The 19,211-nt window shown below is 71.8% G+C and carries 13 protein-coding genes, 2 tRNA genes and 1 pseudogene; 5 read left to right on the top strand and 11 right to left on the bottom strand.

Going from position 1 to position 19,211, the window contains the following annotated elements:
• Positions 1 to 23: 23 nt before the first annotated feature.
• The 7 genes and pseudogenes from nrfD to DEO23_RS07055 all read right to left on the bottom strand — a co-directional run bounded on the left by nrfD (position 24) and on the right by DEO23_RS07055 (position 9,134).
• Entirely contained in the window at positions 24 to 1,133 is a 1,110-nt protein-coding gene (nrfD, locus tag DEO23_RS07090; RefSeq protein WP_109275281.1) for an NrfD/PsrC family molybdoenzyme membrane anchor subunit, read from the bottom strand.
• Positions 1,130 to 2,146, bottom strand: coding sequence for a 4Fe-4S dicluster domain-containing protein (locus tag DEO23_RS07085; RefSeq protein WP_109275280.1), 1,017 nt, complete (start codon positions 2,144 to 2,146; stop codon positions 1,130 to 1,132). The genes nrfD and DEO23_RS07085 overlap by 4 nt, the downstream gene beginning before the upstream one ends.
• Before the next feature lie 92 nt (positions 2,147 to 2,238).
• Positions 2,239 to 5,586: pseudogene (fdh, locus tag DEO23_RS07080) on the bottom strand (formate dehydrogenase); the annotation flags it as partial.
• A gap of 110 nt (positions 5,587 to 5,696) precedes the next feature.
• The gene (locus DEO23_RS07070; RefSeq protein ID WP_109275277.1) at positions 5,697 to 6,104 is read right to left on the bottom strand and encodes a chorismate mutase; all 408 of its coding nucleotides are present in this window, start codon (positions 6,102 to 6,104) and stop codon (positions 5,697 to 5,699) included.
• A 23-nt stretch (positions 6,105 to 6,127) separates the two neighbouring features.
• On the bottom strand, positions 6,128 to 7,549 hold the full coding sequence (gene clpX, locus DEO23_RS07065) for an ATP-dependent Clp protease ATP-binding subunit ClpX (RefSeq protein ID WP_109275276.1): 1,422 nt from the start codon (positions 7,547 to 7,549) through the stop codon (positions 6,128 to 6,130).
• A gap of 210 nt (positions 7,550 to 7,759) precedes the next feature.
• Positions 7,760 to 8,452 carry an ATP-dependent Clp protease proteolytic subunit gene (locus DEO23_RS07060; protein ID WP_420808015.1) on the bottom strand — a complete coding sequence of 231 codons (693 nt, stop codon included), beginning with the start codon at positions 8,450 to 8,452 and terminating at the stop codon, positions 7,760 to 7,762.
• 67 nt (positions 8,453 to 8,519) lie between these two features.
• Positions 8,520 to 9,134: an ATP-dependent Clp protease proteolytic subunit gene (locus DEO23_RS07055; RefSeq protein WP_109275275.1), complete on the bottom strand. Its 615-nt coding sequence runs from the start codon at positions 9,132 to 9,134 to the stop codon at positions 8,520 to 8,522.
• Between the two features lie 422 nt (positions 9,135 to 9,556).
• On the opposite strand from DEO23_RS07055, the gene DEO23_RS07050 reads away from it, so the two are divergent.
• Entirely contained in the window at positions 9,557 to 10,360 is an 804-nt protein-coding gene (locus DEO23_RS07050) for a C40 family peptidase (protein WP_109275274.1), read from the top strand.
• Between the two features lie 585 nt (positions 10,361 to 10,945).
• Here the strand turns inward: DEO23_RS07050 and tig are convergent.
• Entirely contained in the window at positions 10,946 to 12,709 is a 1,764-nt protein-coding gene (gene tig, locus DEO23_RS07045) for a trigger factor (protein ID WP_109275273.1), read from the bottom strand.
• Between the two features lie 89 nt (positions 12,710 to 12,798).
• Positions 12,799 to 12,872 (bottom strand) — tRNA-Pro (locus tag DEO23_RS07040).
• Between the two features lie 204 nt (positions 12,873 to 13,076).
• Between DEO23_RS07040 and DEO23_RS07035 the strand changes: the two genes are divergently transcribed.
• The 4 genes from DEO23_RS07035 to DEO23_RS07020 all read left to right on the top strand — a co-directional run bounded on the left by DEO23_RS07035 (position 13,077) and on the right by DEO23_RS07020 (position 16,730).
• Positions 13,077 to 13,147: transfer RNA gene (locus DEO23_RS07035), tRNA-Gly, on the top strand.
• Between the two features lie 78 nt (positions 13,148 to 13,225).
• Positions 13,226 to 14,929 (top strand): Ada metal-binding domain-containing protein, encoded by a 1,704-nt coding sequence (locus DEO23_RS07030; RefSeq protein WP_240613269.1) that lies wholly within the window; start codon positions 13,226 to 13,228, stop codon positions 14,927 to 14,929.
• 10 nt (positions 14,930 to 14,939) lie between these two features.
• Positions 14,940 to 15,482, top strand: a complete 543-nt coding sequence (locus tag DEO23_RS07025; protein WP_240613268.1) for a methylated-DNA--[protein]-cysteine S-methyltransferase — start codon at positions 14,940 to 14,942, stop codon at positions 15,480 to 15,482.
• 27 nt (positions 15,483 to 15,509) lie between these two features.
• The gene (locus tag DEO23_RS07020; protein WP_240613267.1) at positions 15,510 to 16,730 is read left to right on the top strand and encodes an aminotransferase-like domain-containing protein; all 1,221 of its coding nucleotides are present in this window, start codon (positions 15,510 to 15,512) and stop codon (positions 16,728 to 16,730) included.
• On the opposite strand, the gene DEO23_RS07015 is transcribed toward DEO23_RS07020, so the two are convergent.
• Both DEO23_RS07015 and DEO23_RS07010 read right to left on the bottom strand, forming a co-directional pair.
• Entirely contained in the window at positions 16,711 to 18,411 is a 1,701-nt protein-coding gene (locus tag DEO23_RS07015) for a hypothetical protein (protein ID WP_240613266.1), read from the bottom strand. The genes DEO23_RS07020 and DEO23_RS07015 overlap by 20 nt on opposite strands.
• On the bottom strand, positions 18,408 to 19,184 hold the full coding sequence (locus DEO23_RS07010) for an ABC transporter ATP-binding protein (protein WP_109275272.1): 777 nt from the start codon (positions 19,182 to 19,184) through the stop codon (positions 18,408 to 18,410). Before DEO23_RS07010 ends, DEO23_RS07015 begins: the two co-directional genes overlap by 4 nt.
• Between the last annotated feature and the right edge of the window lie 27 nt (positions 19,185 to 19,211).

The raw sequence follows: 19,211 nt of genomic DNA, 5'->3' as shown, positions 1-19,211 counted from the left end.
GTCACCGTGGCTCGCGGCCCGCCTCACCACCCCGTGGTGATCGAATCCCCCGTGATACCGGCGGCGCGGCGTTTCTCGAGGCGATCCTTCTGCGGGATCATCACCCGTCGCGGATCCTTCACCGACTCGTGCCCCGCGTGCAGCACGCCGAAGCGGGTGAGCGCGGAAGCTCCCGCGAGCGCCAGTCCGCTCGCCACCGCGATGGTGCGGCTGCGCCGCGCGAACAGGGTGCCGATGCCGCCCGCGACCGCGAGACGCTCGGCCCAGGTCAGGAGCTTCCCGGGGGTGCCTTCCTCGAGGGGCTCCGATTCCAGCGGATGCATCCTGGACTTGGTGTAGTGCATGCCCACGATGTCGCCGACGACGCCCGCCGCGGCCAGCAGACGTGCGGGGCCCGCGTTCCTCCGGGAGGTCAGGGCCATCGCCATGCCGCCCGCAGCGAGGCTCGCCGAGGAGACGAACACGTAGGGCAGCCCGTGGCGCGCGGCGTTCCAGGTCGGAACAGCGGTGTCGCCCAGCAGCACGGCGGTGTAGGCGGCGAGCGGGGCGCCCATCACGCCCTGCAGCGCGGCCGACGGCCCCTCGGCGAGGCGCAGCAGCGGGCGCAGTGGCCCCAGCGGGAGCCGCTCCCCCGTCATCCGGTCGACCTCGTTGGCGGCGGTCATGCCCGCACCGGTCGCATACGAGCTGAGGATCCAGGTGCCCAGGCTCATCGGGGAGCTCACCTTGAACACGCGCATCATGTGCAGGAAGCGCTCGGGGCGCCCCAGGTCGATGACCAGGGCGGGTGTCCCCACGCCCACGGCGCCGATCGCGACCAGGCGCGCGGTGCGGCGCAGCTCGGCGTTGCCGCTGAGGGCGGCGCCGGCCTGCAGCAGACCGGAGGCGCCGGCCAGCCCTCCCACGAAGAGGTAGATCCCGATCGGGGTCTCCCACGGGGGCGCCTTGACCACGGGACGGCCGTAGTAGGACTCGAACTCGACGTCCTCGACCATCGCCATCTCGTGCGAGCCGTCACCTCCGGCGCCGCCGTCGAGCGGGCTGCGGCGACGCCGCTTGCCGCCCCCGCCCCGCTTCCTGCGTCCGCCCTCGGGCTCGGGCTGGCGGTACTCGTCGTAGGAGGAGTGGGTCACCGGCGTCCTCCCAGGAAGGCGAGGGCGGTCGCGGCCAGCATCCCGCCCATGGCGACGGCGGCGGTGCGGTACATGTGCGGCAGGTCCTTGGTCGGCACCTGCGGATCCGGGGGCAGGCCGTAGACCTCGGGCTCGTCCAGGAGCAGGAAGACCGAACCGGTCCCTCCCACGCCGTCCTCGGGGTTCGCCCCGTAGAGGCGGGCCTCGGTCATCCCCTGTTCGTGCAGCTGGGCGATGCGCTCGTGGGCCGATTCGACCATGTCGTCGTGGTCGCCGAACTTGATCGAGGTGGTGGGGCAGGTCTTCGCGCAGGCGGGTTCCTCGCCCTCCACCAGACGGTCGTAGCAGAGGGTGCACTTGTTGGCGGTGCCCTTGTTGGGCACGTCCTGCTGCACGCGACCGCGCTGGCCCTTGGGGGCGACGGTGCCGTCGTCGCGGCGCTCGATGACGCCGAAGGGGCAGCCGCCCACGCAGGTGCCGCAGCCGTTGCAGATGTCCTCCTGCACGACCACGGTGCCGAACTCGGTGCGGAACAGCGCGCCGGTGGGGCACACGTCCAGGCAGCCCGCGTGGGTGCAGTGCTTGCACACGTCCGAGGACATCAGCCAGCGGAACTCCGGGGTGTCCGGCGGGGCGGTGTCGGCGCGGGAGAGGTCCTCACCGGGCCGACCGCCGGGCGTGCTCGCGCCGCTGCGCGGTCCGATCGAGGGCATGCCGAGGCTGACCAGCTTGCGCCCGGTCTCGCGAGCCTCCTCGATGCGGTCCTTGCCCTGCTCGACGAAGGCGACGTGCCGCCAGGTGTTGGCTCCCAGGGACCCGGTGTTGTCGTAGGAGGAGCCCATGATCTGCAGGTTGCCGTCCTGCGGATTGTGGTTCCACTCCTTGCACGCCACTTCGCAGGCCTTGCAGCCGATGCAGATCGAGGTGTCGGTGAAGAAGCCCTTGCGGTCGTGGTCGTGGCCCCAGCCGGCGTCGGCCGCGGGATCCGCCTCGGGTCCGGACAGCAGTCCCATCAGTCCTCCTCGCCTCCCTGCTCGTGCTTCCCGTCCTCCGACAGCCCCGGGCTCTGCGGGCCCTGGCGGTGGTGCGCGGGCAGGTCGAAGCTCTCCTCTATGGTCTCACCGGTGGAGAGGTCGATGTCCTCGGGGTGGGTGCCCTCGGGGAAGTCGGGCGCGGTCACCCGGGTGTCGCCCGTGGAGAGCGTGAGACCCGCTTCCCTCTGCAGCTGCTCGACCAGCTCCTGGCGCGCCTTCCCGCGGGGCCGACGGCCGGGGCGGATCGTGCAGGCGGTGACCTTCGAGTTCTGGATCTGGGTGTTCGCGTCCAGGTTCATCCCGATCAGGTCATTGACGCTGTCGCCGTCGACGACGGCGTGCGTGCCCTGCGCCCAGTGGTAGGGCAGACCGATCTGGTGGACGGTCTGACCGGCGACCGTGAGCGGCGTCATCCGCTCGGTGACCAGCGCGATCGCCTCGATCGCGGCGCGCGGGGAGATGACCGTCGCCCAGCCGTAGGGCTCGATCCCCACCTCCTCGGCCAGCTCCGGGGAGATCTCGCAGAACAGCTCCGGCTGGAGCTCGGAGAGGTAGGGCAGCCAGCGGCTCATGCCACCCGCGGTGTGGTGCTCGGTGACACGGTAGGTGGAGAACACGTAGGGGTAGACGTCCTGGTGCGTCCCGCTGGTCCCCGGGGCGTTGAGGTTGTGGCGGTCCTGGAAGGACACCCGCGTGGGGTTCGACTGCTGCGGGTACAGCGGGTTCGGGATCGCCGACTCGACGGGCTCGTAGTGGGTGGGCAGGGGCCCGTCGACGAGGCCCGTCGGCGCGTACAGCCAGCCGCGGCCGTCGGCCTGCATGATGAAGGCGTCGTTCCCCGCGAGCGCCGCAGGGCCACCCGCATCGGTGTCCCCGGGGTCGTGGGGGTCCTTGTCGGCGGGGAAGTCGGGCACGTCGGGACCGGACCAGCACTTCTGCTCGTCGTCCCACCACATGAGCTTCTTGCGCTCGCTCCACGGCTTGCCGTCGGCGTCGGCCGAGGCGCGGTTGTAGAGGATCCTGCGGTTGGCGGGCCAGGCCCACGCCCACTCGTGCGCGAACTCGTCCTGCTCGGTGCGGGGCTTCTTGCGGGCCGCCTGGTTGATGCCGTCGGCGTAGACGCCGGTGTAGATCCAGCAGCCGCCGGAGGTCGAGCCGTCGTCGGTCATCTGGGTGTAGCTCGTCAGCGGCTTCCCGGCGTCGGGACCGGACTCGAAGCGGCCGTTGATCTCGGCGATCACGGCCTCCGGGTCGACCTCGCCGCTCTCGTCCACCGGGTAGTCCCAGGTCAGGTCGAGCAGGGGCCGGTCACGGGGGTCGGTGGAGTCCTTGAGCTTCTCGCGGATGCGGTTGCCCAGGTCGAAGAGGAACTCGAGCTCGCTCTGGGCATCGCCCGGCGGCTCCACGGCCTTCTCGCGCCACTGCACGAGGCGCTGGGTCTGCGTGAAGGAGCCCGCCTTCTCGGTGTGGTTGGCGGCCGGGAGGAAGAAGATCTCGGTGCCGATGTCCTCGGTCCGCAGCTCCCCCGAGTCGATCTCGGGCCCTTCCTTCCACCAGGTCGCCGATTCGATCATCGAGAAGTCGCGCACGACCATCCACTTCAGGTGGGACATCCCCAGGCGCTGCATGCGGCCGTTCGCCGATCCCACGGCGGGGTTCTGCCCCAGCAGGAAGTAGCCGTCCACCCCGTCGTCGAGCATCCGCATCAGCGTCTGGTAGGTGCCGGCTGGCCCGTTCAACCGCGGGAGGTAGTCGAAGGCGAAGTCGTTCTCGGCCGTCGCGGCGTCCCCCCACCAGGCCTTCAGCAGGTTCACGGCGTAGGCGCGCGAGTTGGCCCAGTACCCCTTCTGCTCGGAGCGGCCGATCGAGTCGGTGTAGGCGGCGAAGTCGTCGTGCTCGCCGACACTGACCATCGGCAGGTATCCCGGCAGCAGGTTGAACAGGGTGGGGATGTCCGTGGACCCCTGGATGGTGGCGTGGCCGCGCAGCGCCATGATGCCGCTGCCGGGCCGGCCGACGTTGCCCATCAGCAGCTGCAGGATCGCAGCGGTGCGGATGAATTGCGCGCCGCCCACGTGCTGGGTCCATCCCACCGCGTAGGCGAAGCACGTGGTGCGCTCGCGACCGGAGTTGCTGACCAGCGAGTCGGCCAGGTAGTCGAAGTCCGCGCGGGAGATGCCGCAGGTCTCGGTCACCATCTCCGGGGTGTACCGGGAGTAGTGGCGCTTGAGGATCTGGAAGACCGTGTGCGGGTCCTGCAGGGTCTCGTCGCGCTCGGGCAATCCGTGCTCGAGCGGCGGCCCGCCGGCGCCGAAGGCCTCACTGGCCCCGGCGTGCCCCGAGGTGTAGTGCGAGCCGTCGCGACCGGTGAACGTGCTGGCGTCGCCCACACGCTCGCCCTCCTGCGAGGCCGAGTACTGCCAGGAGTCGGTGTCGTAGGAGCCGGTCTCCGGGTCGAAGCCGGAGAACAGACCCTCGAGGTCCTCGGTGTCCTGGAAGTCCGAGCTGACGATCGAGGAGGCGTTGGTGAACGCCTTGATGTAGTCCTCGAAGTACAGGTCGTTGCTGAGGACGTGGTTGATCAGAGCGCCCAGCAGCACGACATCGGTGCCCGCACGCGTGGGGATGTGCTTGTGCGCGTTGGCGGAGGTGCGTGTGAAGCGCGGATCGACGTGGATGATCCGGGCGCCGCGCGCCTTCGCCTCCATCACCCACTGGAAGCCCACGGGATGGGCCTCGGCCATGTTCGAGCCCTGGATGATGATGCAATCCGCGTTGGCCATGTCCTGCAAGGACTGGGTGGCGCCGCCGCGGCCGAACGAGGCTCCCAGACTGGGAACCGTGGCGGAGTGTCAAATACGGGCCTGGTTCTCCATCTGCACCGCGCCCGCCGCGGTGAACAGCTTCTTGGCGAGGTAGTTCTCCTCGTTGTCGATGGTCGCGCCGCCCAGGCTCGCGATGCCCATCGTGCGCCGCAGCGTGCGGCCCTTCTCGTCCGTCTCCTCCCAGTGGCGACGGCGCGCCTCGAGGAAGCGGTCGGCGATCATGTCCAGCGCCGTCTCGAGGTCGAGGTCCTCCCACTCGGTGCCGTGGGGGCGGCGGTAGCGGACGGTCGTCACGCGCCGCGGGGAGTTCACGAGCTGCTCGCTGGCCGCACCCTTGGGGCACAGGCGGCCGCGGGAGATCGGCGAGTCGGGGTCGCCCTCGATCTGGGTGACCTTGCCGTCCTTGGAGTAGACGAGCTGCCCGCAGCCGACGGCGCAGTAGGGGCACACGCTGTGGGCGACGTGGTCGGCCTCGACGGTGCGCGGCTTCTTGTCCCGCGTGTGCTGGGAGGTGACCGCGGTGCCACGCCCCAGGATGTCCCCGTCGCGCAGCTGGCGCACGACGGGCCATTCCAGGAAGCTGAAGCGGGGCATGTCCCCATTCTACGCCTCGCAGCAGGCCTTTCAGCGCCGTTCCGGACGTGGGTCGACGTGCCTTCGGGCCACGCCCCGTCCGACTGCGGACCTGCCCGGCCCCTCCCGGGTCAGTCCGTCTCGTCGCCCTGCAGCTGCTCGTGGTGACGGATCACCTCGGTGACGATGAAGCGCAGGAAGGACTCGGCGAAGACGGGGTCCAGACCCGACTCCTCGGCGAGGGACTTCAGACGCGCCACCTGCTGACGCTCACGGCTCGGATCGGCAGGCGGCAGCCCGTGCTCGGCCTTGAGACGCCCCACCCGCTTGGTGTGGCGGAAGCGCTCGGCGAGCAGGTTCACCAGCGCGGCGTCGATGTTGTCGATGCTCGAGCGTTCCTCCAGCAGGAGCTCGCGGGCGCGTGCCGCGTCGACCTCGGCCGACGGGTCACTCGCCTGATCGGACGTATCCGCGAAGAGATCGGTGACGATGTCGCTCGCCCGGACGTCGGGCGGGGTGGTGTCCTCGTGCCTGCTCATGGCTGCGTCCCTCGGCGTCGTTCTCAGGCGCTCTGCTCGTGGCGCTCGTCGGCCTCTTGCGCCGCTTCCTTCATGGTCGCCATGAGCGGGGCGCGTCCCTCGGTCACGACGCCCTCGGTGATCACGACGCGGGCGATGTCGCGGCGCGAGGGGACCTCGAACATGACCGGCTGCAAGGTCTCCTCGAGGATCGCCCGCAGGCCGCGGGCGCCGGTGCCGCGCTCGATCGCGCGCTCGGCGATCGCCTCCAGCGCGCTGCGCTCGAAGTGCAGCTCCGCACCATCGAGCTCGAACATCCTCTGGTACTGCTTGACCAGGGCGTTCTTGGGCTCGGTGAGGATCTGGATGAGCGCCTCGCGATCGAGGTTCGCCACGCTGGTCAGCACCGGCAGACGCCCGATGAACTCGGGGATCAGGCCGAACTTGAGCAGGTCCTCGGGCAGCAGCTTGGAGTAGATCGCGGTCTGCTCCATCGGGGTGTGCAGCTCGGCGCCGAAGCCGATGCCGCGCTTGCCGATGCGCGACCCGATGATGTCCTCGATGCCTGCGAAGGCACCGGCCACGATGAACAGGACGTTCGTCGTGTCGATCTGGATGAATTCCTGGTGGGGGTGCTTGCGTCCGCCTTGCGGCGGGACCGCGGCGACGGTGCCCTCGAGGATCTTCAGCAGCGCCTGCTGCACGCCCTCGCCGGAGACGTCCCGCGTGATCGAGGGGTTCTCGGCCTTGCGACCGATCTTGTCGACCTCGTCGATGTAGATGATGCCCCGCTCGGCCTTGGCGACGTCGTAGTCGGCGGCCTGCAGGAGCTTCAGGAGGATGTTCTCGACGTCCTCGCCGACGTATCCGGCCTCCGTCAGCGCCGTCGCGTCCGCCATGGCGAAGGGGACGTCCAGCAGCCGGGCGAGGGTCTGGGCGAGGTAGGTCTTGCCGCAGCCGGTGGGGCCGACGATCAGGACGTTGGACTTCGCGACCTCGATCTCCTCGACCTCGTCCGCGGACTCCTCCCCCGATTCGCCAGCTGCCGCGGAGCCGGTCTTCGCACCGCCGGTGGCGGACTTCGCGCTCTTCGTCGCGGCCTTGGCCTCGCGGCAATCCGAGCCCGCGACCGCGGGGCCGGCGACGGCCGTGCCCGCGGACTCCTGGGCCCGCACACGCTTGTAGTGGTTGTAGACGGCGACCGAGAGGGCCCTTTTCGCGGGGTCCTGGCCGACCACGTACTGCTCGAGGAAGTCGAAGATCTCCCGCGGACTGGGCAGCGCGGCGGGCTCCTCGGGGGCGGGCTTGGCGGCCTGGATCTCCTCGGCGATGATCTCGTTGCACAGCTCGATGCATTCCTCGCAGATGTACACCTGCGGGCCCGAGATCAGGCGCTCCACCTGCTTCTGCGACTTGCCGCAGAAGGAGCACTTGAACACGTCGGCTCCATCGCTCATGCGCGCCATGTCCGTCCTCTTCCCTTTCCGGTCGGGCCGTGGGCGGTCGGTGCCGCCGCGGCCGGAGCCGCCCGCGGGCCGTCGGCCGCGTGCCTCAACGGTATCCCAGCGACCGGGGCGGTCGTGGGAGACGCGCGGCCCCTCCCCGACGGGAAGGGGCCGCACGGGGACGCTCCGGCCCGCTCGTCCCGGTCCGGGACGGGCCGACGCCCCCTGTGATCAGCGGTTGAGCTGACCGGGGATCTCCTTGCGCGAGGCCAGCACCTGATCGACCATGCCGTACTCGAGGGCGTCCTTGGCGGTCAGGATCTTGTCGCGCTCGATGTCGCGGTTGACGTCCTCGGCCGAGCGGCCGGTGTGGTGGGCCAGCGTGGTCTCGAGCCACTCGCGCATGCGCAGGATCTCGTTGGCCTGGATCTCGATGTCCGAGGCCTGACCGCCGCCCTGGCCGCCCATCGCGGGCTGGTGGATGAGGATGCGGGCGTTGGGCAGCGCCAGACGCTTGCCCGGTGCGCCCGCGGCCAGCAGCACGGCCGCGGCGGAGGCCGCCTGCCCGAGGCAGACGGTCGCGATCTCCGGCTTGATGTACTGCATCGTGTCGTAGATCGCGGTCAGCGCGGTGAACGAGCCACCGGGGCTGTTGATGTACAGGGTGATGTCGCGATCGGGGTCCTGGGACTCCAGCACGAGCAGCTGGGCCATGACGTCGTCGGCCGAGGCGTCGTCGACCTGGACGCCGAGGAAGATGATGCGGTCCTCGAACAGCTTGGTGTAGGGGTCCTGGCGCTTGAAGCCGTACGCGGTGCGCTCCTCGTACTGCGGGAGGACGTAGCGCGAGGACGGCATCGGGCCGGCCTGGGCGACGGGCAGACCGCCCTGTGCCGTGGGGGCGAAGCGGGGATCGAAGGTCACGTGATGCTCCTTGGTGTGTTCCGGATGGCGGATGGCGAGAAGGAGGGATGCTGCGGCAGGGCCGCGCTCACTCCTCGGTGCCGCCCCCGCCGCTGACGTCGTCCGCGCGGGTGACGATCCCGTCGATGAAGCCGTAGTCGAGGGCCTCCGGGGCGGTGAACCAGTGGTCGCGGTCGCCGTCGGCGATGATCTGCTCGACGCTCTTGCCGGTCTGCTCGGCGGTCAGCTCCGCCATCTGCTTCTTCATGGAGAGGATCAGATCGGCCTGGATCTTGATCTCGCTCGCCGTGCCGCCGAGACCGCCCAGGGGCTGGTGCATCAGAACACGGGTGTTCGGGGTCGCGTAGCGCTTGCCGGGCGTGCCCGAGGAGAGCAGGAACTGCCCCATCGAGGCGGCCATGCCCATCGCGATCGTCACCACGTCCGGCTGGATGTACTGCATGGTGTCGTAGATGGCCATGCCGGCGGTGATGGAGCCGCCGGGGCTGTTGATGTAGAGGTAGATGTCCTTGTCCGGGTCCTCCGCGGCGAGCAGCAGGAGCTTCGCGCAGATGGCGTTGGAGTTGTCGTCACGGACGTCCTCCCCCAGCCACACGATGCGCTCGCGCAGGAGTCGCTGGTAGACGTTGTCGTCCAGTCCCATGGGGGCTTCGCCCGAGGCGCTGCGGGGCTGCGAGGTCATGGATGTCTCCTTCGAGGGGCCGACGTATCGATGGGTCGACCCTATGTCGCGCCCGCCCCCTCGAGGCGGACTGTTCGCCGCAGGCGCACAGGGGGACGGAGGGGCCGCTCGATGAGTGCGGCAGGCCACCCGGACGCCGACGCCGGTGTTGCGCGCGTCGCCCGCAATGCCCGCTCCGGGTAAAGGTGGTGACCGGCGCTGTCGGCGAGGGTCTACGGACCCTCAAGAGGTGGCAAAAATGCAGGTCGCAGTGCTTCCTACGTCTGGTCGAGGACCCCCGCCGCCCGTAGTGTTGAGGCGTCGGCGCGACCGCGGGCCTCTCTTCGCCCGCCGCATCGTCACCCACTTGTTCATCCCGCAGGGGATGAGGAGCCCGTACGAGCATCCGTCAGCGGATGAGACCCGGAAGGACCCCGCCTCCCATGGCCCAGAAGAACACGCACCGCGCCGCCGGCCGCGCCGTCACCCCGATCAACGCCCCCTCCGCAGCGATCCGCACCGCGAGCGGCGCAGCCGTCCTCGGCTCCGTGATCGTCGGCTCCGCCTTCACCATGCAGGGCGCGAGCGCGCAGAGCGCCCCTGCCGCCCCGGCCCCCTCGACCCACACGGTCTCCCAGGCCGCCCCCTCGACCAAGAGCGCGAGCGCGCCCCTCAACGCCGGCCACACGCTGCACTCCGGCGTGCGCGGCGAGAGCGTCTCCGCCCTCCAGGCCGCACTGAACGACCACGGCTCGAAGCTCGCGGTCGACGGCGTCTTCGGCCACAAGACCAAGTCCGCCGTGCGCGACTTCCAGGCCTCCAACGGCCTCCGCGTCGACGGCCGCGTGGGCCCCGAGACCCGCGGTGCGCTGAACGGCTCCTCGAACGGGTCGTCCTCGTCCTCCGAGAGCACCTCCGGCTCCGCCATCGTCGATGCCGCGAAGTCGCAGACCGGCGTCCGCTACAACTGGGGCTCCACCGACCCGGGCAACGGCCTGGACTGCTCCGGCCTGACCGGCTACGCCTACAAGCAGGTCGGCAAGTCGCTCCCCCGCACCTCCGGTGGCCAGGCCGCCGGCGGCACGACCATCTCGAAGTCGCAGGCCCAGCCCGGCGACATCGTCCACTGGCCCGGCCACGTCGGCATCTACGCCGGCAACAACAAGGTCGTCGACTCCTCGCCCTCGCAGGGCGGCGTCACGGAGCGCACCATCTGGGGCAACCCGACCTTCGTCTCCTACCGCTGATCACCCGGGAGCGGCGACCAGAGCGCCCCTCCCCGCGACCAGCTCCCGAGCGGGGCGGCACCACATCGGTGCCGCCCCGCTCTTCGTCGTGACGGCGCGTCGCAGCGGGCATGGGCCGCCGGGCCGCTGTGGCGACCGGCGGCGCTGTGTCGCCCGGCGACCGGCGACCGGCGCCGGCCGAGCGCCCCCTCGGGACTCCTAGACCTGCGGAACGCTCAGGCACAGGGCTGGGCTCCCGGCGCTCCCAGGGCTCCGCCTGGCGGCGTGTGTCCTGGCCGGGCGCCGGGTGGCGTGTGCCGCCCTAACATCACCGCCCGGGGATTTCAGGGGACGGGCGCACGTATTCCGCTCGGCCCTGTCACCGAGCACCTCGCGAGCCACCCGGCACCGCGCGAGCACTCGACCCCCGGCCTCCGCACCCACAGCGAGCTCCCCCGCCTGCCCACCACGAGCTCCCCGCACCACCACGAGCGCACGAGAAGGGCCGCCCACCGGATCACCGGTGGGCGGCCCTCTCAGTGCGAGCCGGCGGTGCAGCGTGCAGGGATCCCTGCACGCTGCGCCGCGGACCGCGGCGAGGAGGAATCACTTCTCCTCGGACGTCTCCTCCGCCTTCTTGGCCGCCGACGTCTTGGACGCGACGGGCTTCTTGGCGGTGGTCGACTTCGACGTCGAGGACTTCGGGGTCGAGGACTTCGAGCCGGTCGACTTGGAGGTCGAGGAGGTCGAGGACTTCGCCGCGCTCGAGCTCGTGGAGGTCGACTTCTTGGCCGGAGCCTTCTTGGCGGGGGCCTTCTCCTCCTCGCCCTCGGCGTCCTTGGCCGCAGCGGTGGACTTCGCCGCGGTCGACTTCGTCGAGGTGGACTTCGCCGCCGTGGACTTGGTGGTGCTGGCCTTCTTGGCCGGCGCCTTCTTCGCGGGAGCCTTCTCCTCGCCGTCCTCGTCCTTCGCGGCAGCGTCCTTCGAGGTCGACGCCTTCTTCGCCGGGGCCTTCTTGGCCGGCGCCTTCTTGGCGGGGGCCTTCTCGGCCGGGGCGTCCTCGGAGTCCGCGGCGGCCTCGTCCGTCGACGCATCGGCCGACGTCTCCAGGCCCAGGTCCAGGACGTCGCCCGCGGCGTTCTTCACGGTGACCTCGGCCAGGGCCACGTCGAGGGCCTTGGAGCGCTGGGCCTCGGCGAAGACCTGCTCGAGCTGGCCGGACTGGGCGAGCATCGAGATCAGCTGGTTCGGGTCCATGCCGTACTGCGCGGCGAGCTGGCTCAGGTAGGACATGAGGTCCTCCTGCTCCACGTTGACCTCGCGGGTCTCGTTGATCGCGTCGAGCACGAACTGGGCACGGATCGCGGAGATGGTGTCCTCGCGGATCTCCTCGGCGTGCGGGTCGCCCGCCTCCTTGCCCTCGTTCTCGAGGTGCTGGGCGATCTCGTCCTCGATCAGCTGGTCCGGGACCGGCAGGTCGAGATCGGCGACCAGCTGGTCGAGCAGGGCGTTGCGGGCCAGGGCGACGCGGTTGGAGACCGCATCCTTCTCGGCCTGCTCCTTGAGGTCCGCCTTGAGCTCGTCGATGGTGTCGAACTCGGAGGCCATCTCGGCGAACTCGTCGTCGGCCTCGGGCAGCTCGCGCACCTTGACGCTCTGCGCGGTGACGCTGATGTCGGCCTCCTCGCCGGAGCGGTCGCCGCCGGCGAGCTTCGAGGTGAAGGTGGTGCTCTCACCGGCGGAGAGGCCGATGAGCGCCTCGTCCATGCCCTCGAGCATGTTGCCCTCACCGATGTGGTACGAGACGCCCTCGACGGACTCGACCTCCTCGTCACCGACCTTCGCGGTCATGTCGAGGGAGACGAAGTCGCCGTCCTGAGCGGGGCGGTCCACGCCGACCAGCGTGCCGAAGCGCTCACGCAGAGCGTCCAGGCGCACCTGGACGGCGTCGTCGTCGACGGCGGGCTCCTCGATCTCGACGGTGACGTCGGAGAAGGCGGGGAGGGTGAACTCGGGGCGCACGTCCTGCTCGACGGTGAACTTCAGGTCACCGGTGTCGGTGCCGTCCAGGCCCGGGATCTCGCTGACCTCGACCTCGGGGCGGCCGAGCGGGCGGATCTCCGCCTCCGTCGCGGCCTGCTGGTAGAAGTCGGGCAGGGAGTCGTTGACGGCCTCCTGCATGATCGCGGGACGGCCGAAGCGCTGCTCGACCAGACGCGTGGGGACCTTGCCCTTGCGGAAGCCGGGGATCTGCACCTGGTCGGCGATCTTCTTGGTGGCCGCCTCGACGGCCGGCTTCAGCTCGTCGAAGGGCAGAGCGACGGTGAGCTTCACCCGGGTCGGGCTGAGCTTCTCGACTTCGGTCTTCACGTGCAGGTCTCCCTGTTGAATGTCTCGGTGGATGGATTCTCCGGCGGCGCCGCCCGGTGTCTCGGCACGGCGGGCGACCCGGCTGCGGGTCGGGGTGACAGGATTTGAACCTGCGGCATCCCGCCCCCAAAGCGGGTGCTCTACCAAGCTGAGCTACACCCCGGAGGGCAACCCTCCCGATCCTACCTGCTCGCCACGGCGACCTCTCGGCGCCCCCGGGTGGCTGTGACAGGAGACATGCGCCGACGGCGGGCGCCGAGGTGCACGAGGGCTCGTACCTCTGGTCTAATAGACGCGGCCGCACACGCCGGATCCGGTTCCGCGGGACGCAAGTCTCCCGCCACGATCCGATATCGTTGCTGGTCACGCGGGCGTAGCTTAATGGTAAAGCCTCAGTCTTCCAAACTGATGACGCGGGTTCGATTCCCGTCGCCCGCTCCCCCGCAGCGGCGGGCCGAGCGAGACGATCGCTCGGCCCGCCGTTCGCATCTCCGCTCGCTCCGCCCACCGATCGCGATGACATTCCCGCTGGCGCCGCTGGTGCCGACGCGCTTCACTGGGATCATGCTCGAGATGACCGACGAGGAGCGCTACACCGCGATCCGGGCCCGCGACGCCCGCTTCGACGGGCGCTTCTTCACCTGCGTGCGCTCGACCGGGATCTTCTGCCGTCCCTCCTGCCCCGCGCGCACGCCCGCACGCTCCAACGTGGACTTCGTCCCCACGGCGGCAGCGGCCGTCGAGGCGGGGTTCCGGGCGTGCAAGCGCTGCGGGCCCTCAGCGCCTCCCGGCACCCCGGTCGCCGATCCCGCGGGAGGGCTGGCCGAGCGCGCGCTGCGCCTCATCGCCTCGGGCGCGCTCGACGAGGGCTCCGTCCCCGACCTCGCGGACAGGCTCGCGGTCTCCGAGCGCACGCTGCACCGGGCCCTGCTCGCCCAGACCGGCGCCTCCGCTCTCGCTCACGCGAGGATGCGGCGCGCCCGCCGCGCCCACGACCTCGTGCTCGAGACCGACCTCCCGATGTCCGAGGTCGCCTTCGCCGCCGGCTTCGGCAGCGAGCGCCAGCTGCACGACACCTTCACCCGCACGTTCGGGCACGCCCCGTCGGTGGTGCGCGAGCGCGCGGCCCGTGCCGGACGGACCCGCCCGTCGAGCGCGACGGAGCGGGAGCGCGCCGGCGGCCGCGGCCGATCGGGCGGGACCGAGGCCGCCGAGCTGCACGCCCGGCTCGCGGTGCGCCTTCCCTTCGACGGCGCGGGCCTCGCCGCCTGGTTCGGCCATCGTGCGGTCGACGGCGTCGAGGAGGTCGAGGGCGACCGCTGGCGGCGCGCTCTGCGCCTCCCCCACGGCCCCGCGGTCATCGACGTCGGTCTCTGCCCGATCGGCGGGAACGGCGGCGCACCGCCCCACGGATCCGCTCCTGCGCGAGGCTCCGCCACCACCGCTCACCTGCCTCTCACCGTGCGCCTGGCCGACATGCGGGACTACGGCGCCGCGGTCGCGAGCGCCCGCGCCCTGCTGGACCTGGATGCGGACCCGGTCGGCATCGACGACTCCCTCACCCGCTCGCTGCCCGCGCTCGCGGGCCTGGTATCCGACAGGCCCGGCGTGCGACTGCCCGGCCTGCCCTCGCTCGCCGAGGCCCTGCTCTGGGCGATCGTCGGCCAGCAGATCACCAGCACGCAGGCCCGCGACCAGATCGAGAGGGCGACCGACCTGATCGGCGAGGAGCTCCCGCCCTCGCTGCGGGCGGGCGGGATCCTTCGGCTTCTGCCGACCCCCGAGCAGGCGGCCGCACGCGCCGAGGACTGGTACCGCGGCCCCGGCACCCGCCGACGCGCCCTGGCCACGGCGCTCACCGCGCCCCCGGACCCCGATGCGCTCCCGACCGGCGATCTGGCCGCGGCCGTCCTCGCCCTGCCCGGGGTCGGCCCGTGGACCGCCGGCTACGCCCTCCTGCGCGGTGCCCGCGCCACCGACGTGGTCCCCGCCCGGGACGTGGCCATGCTGGCCGCTGCCAGGGACCTCGGGCTGACCGAGGACCTCGCGCAGCTGCCTGCCGTGCTCGCGCCGGCCGCGCCCTGGCGCTCCTACGCCTGCCTGCACCTGTGGCACCACGCGACCTCCCTCCCACCTGCGCGGCGACCCCGGAGCACCCAGAGCCCCCGGAGCACCCGGAGCACCCGGAGCACCCGGAGCACCCGACCAGCCACCACCTGAGGAGCACACCATGAGCGCACGAACGATGGACAGGACCACGCACACCGTGCAACCGCCGCGCCACCTGACGGTCGACACGCCCGTCGGCCGCTACCTGATCGCCGCGCAGCACACCTCCGACGGCGACGCGGTGACCGGCGTCTGGCGCGACCAGCAGAAGCACTTCCCCCGCGCCGGACGACTCGGTGAGCAGGCCGAGGACGGCGACGCCCTCCTCGCCGAGGCCTCCCTCCAGCTGCTGCAGTACCTCGCCGGTGAGCGCGAGGGGTTCGACCTGCCGCTGCGCGCCGAGGGGACGCCGTTCCAGCTGCGGGTCTGGGAGCAGCTGCGCGCGATCCCCTACGGCGGCACCACCACCTACGGGACGCTCGCCCGGGACCTCGGCGCCCCGCGCGCCTCCCAGGCCGTCGGCGCGGCCGTGGGGGCGAACCCGTTGTCGATCCTGGTCCCCTGCCACCGGGTGGTCGCCGCCGACGGTCGTCTGACCGGGTACGCAGGCGGCCTCGAGACGAAGCAGGCGCTGCTGGGCCTGGAGGGCGCCCTGCCGCGCTGACCGGGCACGGCGTGGGATCATGGGGCCATGTCCTCGCAGATGCCGCCGAGCAGCCCGACCCCGTCCGCGTTCACCTTCCCCGTGGCGGCCCGCTACGCCGGAATGGCCAGCTCACCGCTCAAGGACATCTTCGCCCTCGCCGCCAAGCCCGACGTCGTCTCCTTCGCCGGCGGCATCCCGGACCCCTCCCTCTTCGCGCTCGAGGACATCGCCGAGTGCTACGACTGGGTGCTCACCCACCAGGGCACGCGCGCCCTCCAGTACGGCGTCAGCGAGGGTGAGGCCGAGCTGCGCGAGCAGGCCGCCCGGCGGCTCTCACGGGACCTGGCGACCGACGCCTCTCAGATCCGCATCACCTCCGGCTCCCAGGAGGGGCTGTTCGTCGCGGCCGAAGCCCTGCTCGAACCCGGAGACGTCGTCCTGGTCGAATCGCCCACCTACCTCGCCGCGGTGCAGGCCTTCGCGGTGCACGGAGCGCGCATGGTCGGCGTCGAGACCGACGACGGCGGCGTGCTGCCGGACGCGCTGGACCGCGCGATCCGCCTGCATCGCCCCCGGCTGGTCTACCTGATCCCGACCTTCCAGAACCCCACCGGCCGCTCGATGTCGGCCGAGCGGCGCGCGCAGGTCGCCGAGGTGCTGCGCCGCTACGACGTCCCGCTGATCGAGGACGACCCCTACGGCGAGCTGTCCTTCGACGGCCACCGCTTCGCCCCGATCGCCGCGGAGCCGGGCATGTCCGGTCGCACCCTGCTGATGAAGTCGATGTCCAAGCTCATGAGCCCGGGCGTGCGCATCGGCTGGATCCGCGCCGAGGGACCGATCCTGGACACGCTCGCGGTCGCCAAGGCGGCGATCTCGATGCAGTCCTCGGTGGTGGATCAGCTGACCGTGGCCCGCTACCTGGAGACCAAGGACCTGGACGCGCACGTGCGCAGGGTCATCGAGGTCTACCGCGCGCGGCGCGACGCGATGGCGGCGGCGCTGACACCGGTGCTCCCCGCCCAGGCTCACGTGACGCGCCCGGAGGGCGGGATGTTCCTGTGGGCCGCCCTCGGCGAGGGCTACGACGCCCAGCTGATGCTCGACGACGCCGTCGCCGCGGGCGTCGCCTACCTGCCAGGGTGGTCCTTCTACGCGGAGGACCCGGACCTCTCGACGATGCGCCTGAGCTTCGTCACCCACTCCCCCGAGGTGATCGAGCAGGCCGTGGGGCGTCTGGGCGAGGTCATCGCGCGCCAGGGCTGAGCTCGAGCACGCGCCGACGGGCATCGAGGGCGAGCAGCACGAGCGCGAGCACCCAGACACCGGTCGCCAGCGCCCAGGAGCTCCCCAGTGCGGCCGTCAGCGCGGCCGCGATCACCAGCGCGAACAGCGGCGCGTCGGCCTGCCAGAGGAGCATCGGCACGATCGAGGCATCGCCCTGGACCGTGGGCATCGGCGTGGTCAGCGCGAGCGGCATGGGCCCCTTGGCGGCGTCGCGGATGCGCCCGAGGACCAGCGTGGCCGCGAGGGCTGGAGCGAGCACGAGCGCGGCGGCAGCCGGGGCGGGAGCCCCACCGCCGGCGGCCGCTGGGCCCGTCCCCGGGCCGATGAGCAGCGCGCACGCCGATCCGGCTGCCGAGAGCACGATGAGGACCAGCAGCGGGGCCGGGGAGTGCAGGAGCACCTGGGCCCGCGTGGACTGCCCGAACAGTCGCGGGGCCCCGATGGTCTGGATGCCGTGCCGCAGTCCGTCGACGAACACGCCGCTCGCGCTCCACAGCATCAGCGCCCCGATGACGAGCGCGAGGACCGCGAGCGGACCGGTGAGCCCGCGGGAGAGCGCGAGCAGGCCACCGGCGAGGAGAACTCCTGCCGCGGCGATCAGCAGTCGCTCGGGCGTGCGCATGAGGGCGACCAGGTCGCGCCTCAGGTACAGGGCGGCCAGGGCGAGCGGGCCCCTGCCGCCGCCGCGGACGGCCCGCAGCCTGCGGCCTGTCGTCGGCAGCGCACGGTACGTCCCGGCCGCGGCCGCGAGATCGGAGGAGCGGGCGGCCGTGGTGGCCGATTCCCAGCGTCGGCCCTGGTCGACGAGCACCCGCCCGCGCACGCGGTCGAGCGCCGGGATGCAGGCGGCCACCACGAGCAGACCGAGCACGAGCAGACCGAGCGCCCAGAGGACGGTGCCCTGCTCCGGTGAGGCTCCTGCCGCGGCACCGGGCAGCGCGGGATAGGCCCCGGCGAGGGCGCGCTGCGCCTCCTCGGACCCGGAGAGCGCGCCCACCAGGGCCACGGCGATGCCCGCGAGGGCGAGCAACCCTGCGAGCAGGCGCCGGGCTCCGGCTCCGAGCACCTGCCCCGCGAGCCACGCCCCCTGGAACGCCAGGGCGATGCCGAGGCTCGCGGCGGCGAGCGCGACCGCTCCGCCCGTCGAGGCCTGCGCGCCGAGCACGAGGACGCGACCGAGCACGATGGAAACGGCGAGCAGGACCAGCGCGATCGCGATCCCGCTGCGGGCGAACGGCCGGATCAGGGCGGTGCGTCGCGGACGCTCGCTCGCGGCGAGGGTGACCGCGAAGAAGGGCGCGAGGACGGCGGGCCCGTGTCCCGCCCCGGCGAGCACCAGCAGCGCGGCCCCCATCAGGGATCCACCGCCCAGCAGGGCTCCCGTGACCGGCGCCGAGAGCACCGGCAGCACGTCCGGCCGGGCCAGCAGGATCCCGGCGGCGCGCAGGGCCGGCACGCCGAGCACGAGCACCGAGACGACCGCGATGTACACGAGGTAGGCGAGGTCCAGGACACCGCGGGCGCCCTCGCGATCGCTCCACACCTCGGCGACCGCGCGCCGCGCGATGCGCCGGCGTTCCCTCTCGTGCGCCCTGTCCGCACCGTCCGCTCCGTCCGCTCCGTCCGCGCTGATGACGGCATCGCGGGGGCCTGCGCTCACGCCCGCTCCCCCGGGCCCGTCGCCGTCTCCGTGCCCGTCGTCTCCGTGGCCGCCTCCGGTTCCCCGCCCCCGTCCCCGTCCTCGCCCACGAGCGTGAGGGTGTCGGTGGCGAGGGCGCCTGCCAGGTGCGGGCTGTGGGTCGCGATGACGAGCGCGGAACCGTGGTCGACGCGGCGCTGCAGGGCCTCGATGACGAGGTCGAGGCGGTCCGGGTCCAGTCGCTGCTCGGGTTCGTCCAGGAGCAGCACGTCGAGGGGACGGGCGAGAGTAAGGGCGATCGCGACCAGCTGGGACTGCCCGCTCGAGAGCTCGTGGGGGTAACGGCGGGCGAGCGCGGAGATCGCCAGCTCCTCCAGCAGGTCGTCCGCGAGGGAGGCGGCGGCAGAGGCCGGGCTGCCCCAGGTGGCGCCGATGAACCGCAGGTGCTCGGCAACCGTGAGGTCGCGGGCGGTAATGGGCGGGCCGATCAGGGCGGCGAGGGTGCGGCGGAAGCGTCGGTCGCGGTCGTCGGGGACCCTCCCGGCGATCTGCACGCGGCCCGCGGTGGGCGCGATCATGCCGGCCAGCACCCGCAGCAAGGTGGTCTTCCCCGAGCCGTTGGCACCGCGCAGGGCGAGGACACCGCCCGGGGGCACGTGGCCGCTGGCACCGTCGAGCATGAGCACGTCGTCGTGCAGGACGGCCACGTCCTCGAATGCCACCGGCGCCGGGCCCCGGTCCTTTAGCGACGCCGGTCCGGACGTGCCGGAGGGAGAGGACGAGGAGGCTGCCATGGGTTCATGCAACAGCATCCGGGAACC

The sequence above is a fragment of the Brachybacterium endophyticum genome (genome assembly GCF_003130585.1).
Taxonomy (GTDB): domain Bacteria; phylum Actinomycetota; class Actinomycetes; order Actinomycetales; family Dermabacteraceae; genus Brachybacterium; species Brachybacterium endophyticum.
This window is presented reverse-complemented; position numbering and strand designations above follow the sequence as displayed.

What these genes read in the sequence shown, in the direction of transcription:
- DEO23_RS07025 (WP_240613268.1), top strand. Translation starts at nt 14,940, where the DNA reads ATGAGCGCACGAACGATGGACAGGACCACGCACACCGTGCAACCGCCG.
- DEO23_RS07020 (WP_240613267.1), top strand. Translation starts at nt 15,510, where the DNA reads ATGTCCTCGCAGATGCCGCCGAGCAGCCCGACCCCGTCCGCGTTCACC.
- DEO23_RS07055 (WP_109275275.1), bottom strand. Translation starts at nt 9,134, where the DNA reads ATGACCTCGCAGCCCCGCAGCGCCTCGGGCGAAGCCCCCATGGGACTG.
- DEO23_RS07030 (WP_240613269.1), top strand. Translation starts at nt 13,226, where the DNA reads ATGACATTCCCGCTGGCGCCGCTGGTGCCGACGCGCTTCACTGGGATC.
- DEO23_RS07085 (WP_109275280.1), bottom strand. Translation starts at nt 2,146, where the DNA reads ATGGGACTGCTGTCCGGACCCGAGGCGGATCCCGCGGCCGACGCCGGC.
- DEO23_RS07070 (WP_109275277.1), bottom strand. Translation starts at nt 6,104, where the DNA reads ATGAGCAGGCACGAGGACACCACCCCGCCCGACGTCCGGGCGAGCGAC.
- DEO23_RS07050 (WP_109275274.1), top strand. Translation starts at nt 9,557, where the DNA reads ATGGCCCAGAAGAACACGCACCGCGCCGCCGGCCGCGCCGTCACCCCG.
- clpX (WP_109275276.1), bottom strand. Translation starts at nt 7,549, where the DNA reads ATGGCGCGCATGAGCGATGGAGCCGACGTGTTCAAGTGCTCCTTCTGC.
- DEO23_RS07010 (WP_109275272.1), bottom strand. Translation starts at nt 19,184, where the DNA reads ATGGCAGCCTCCTCGTCCTCTCCCTCCGGCACGTCCGGACCGGCGTCG.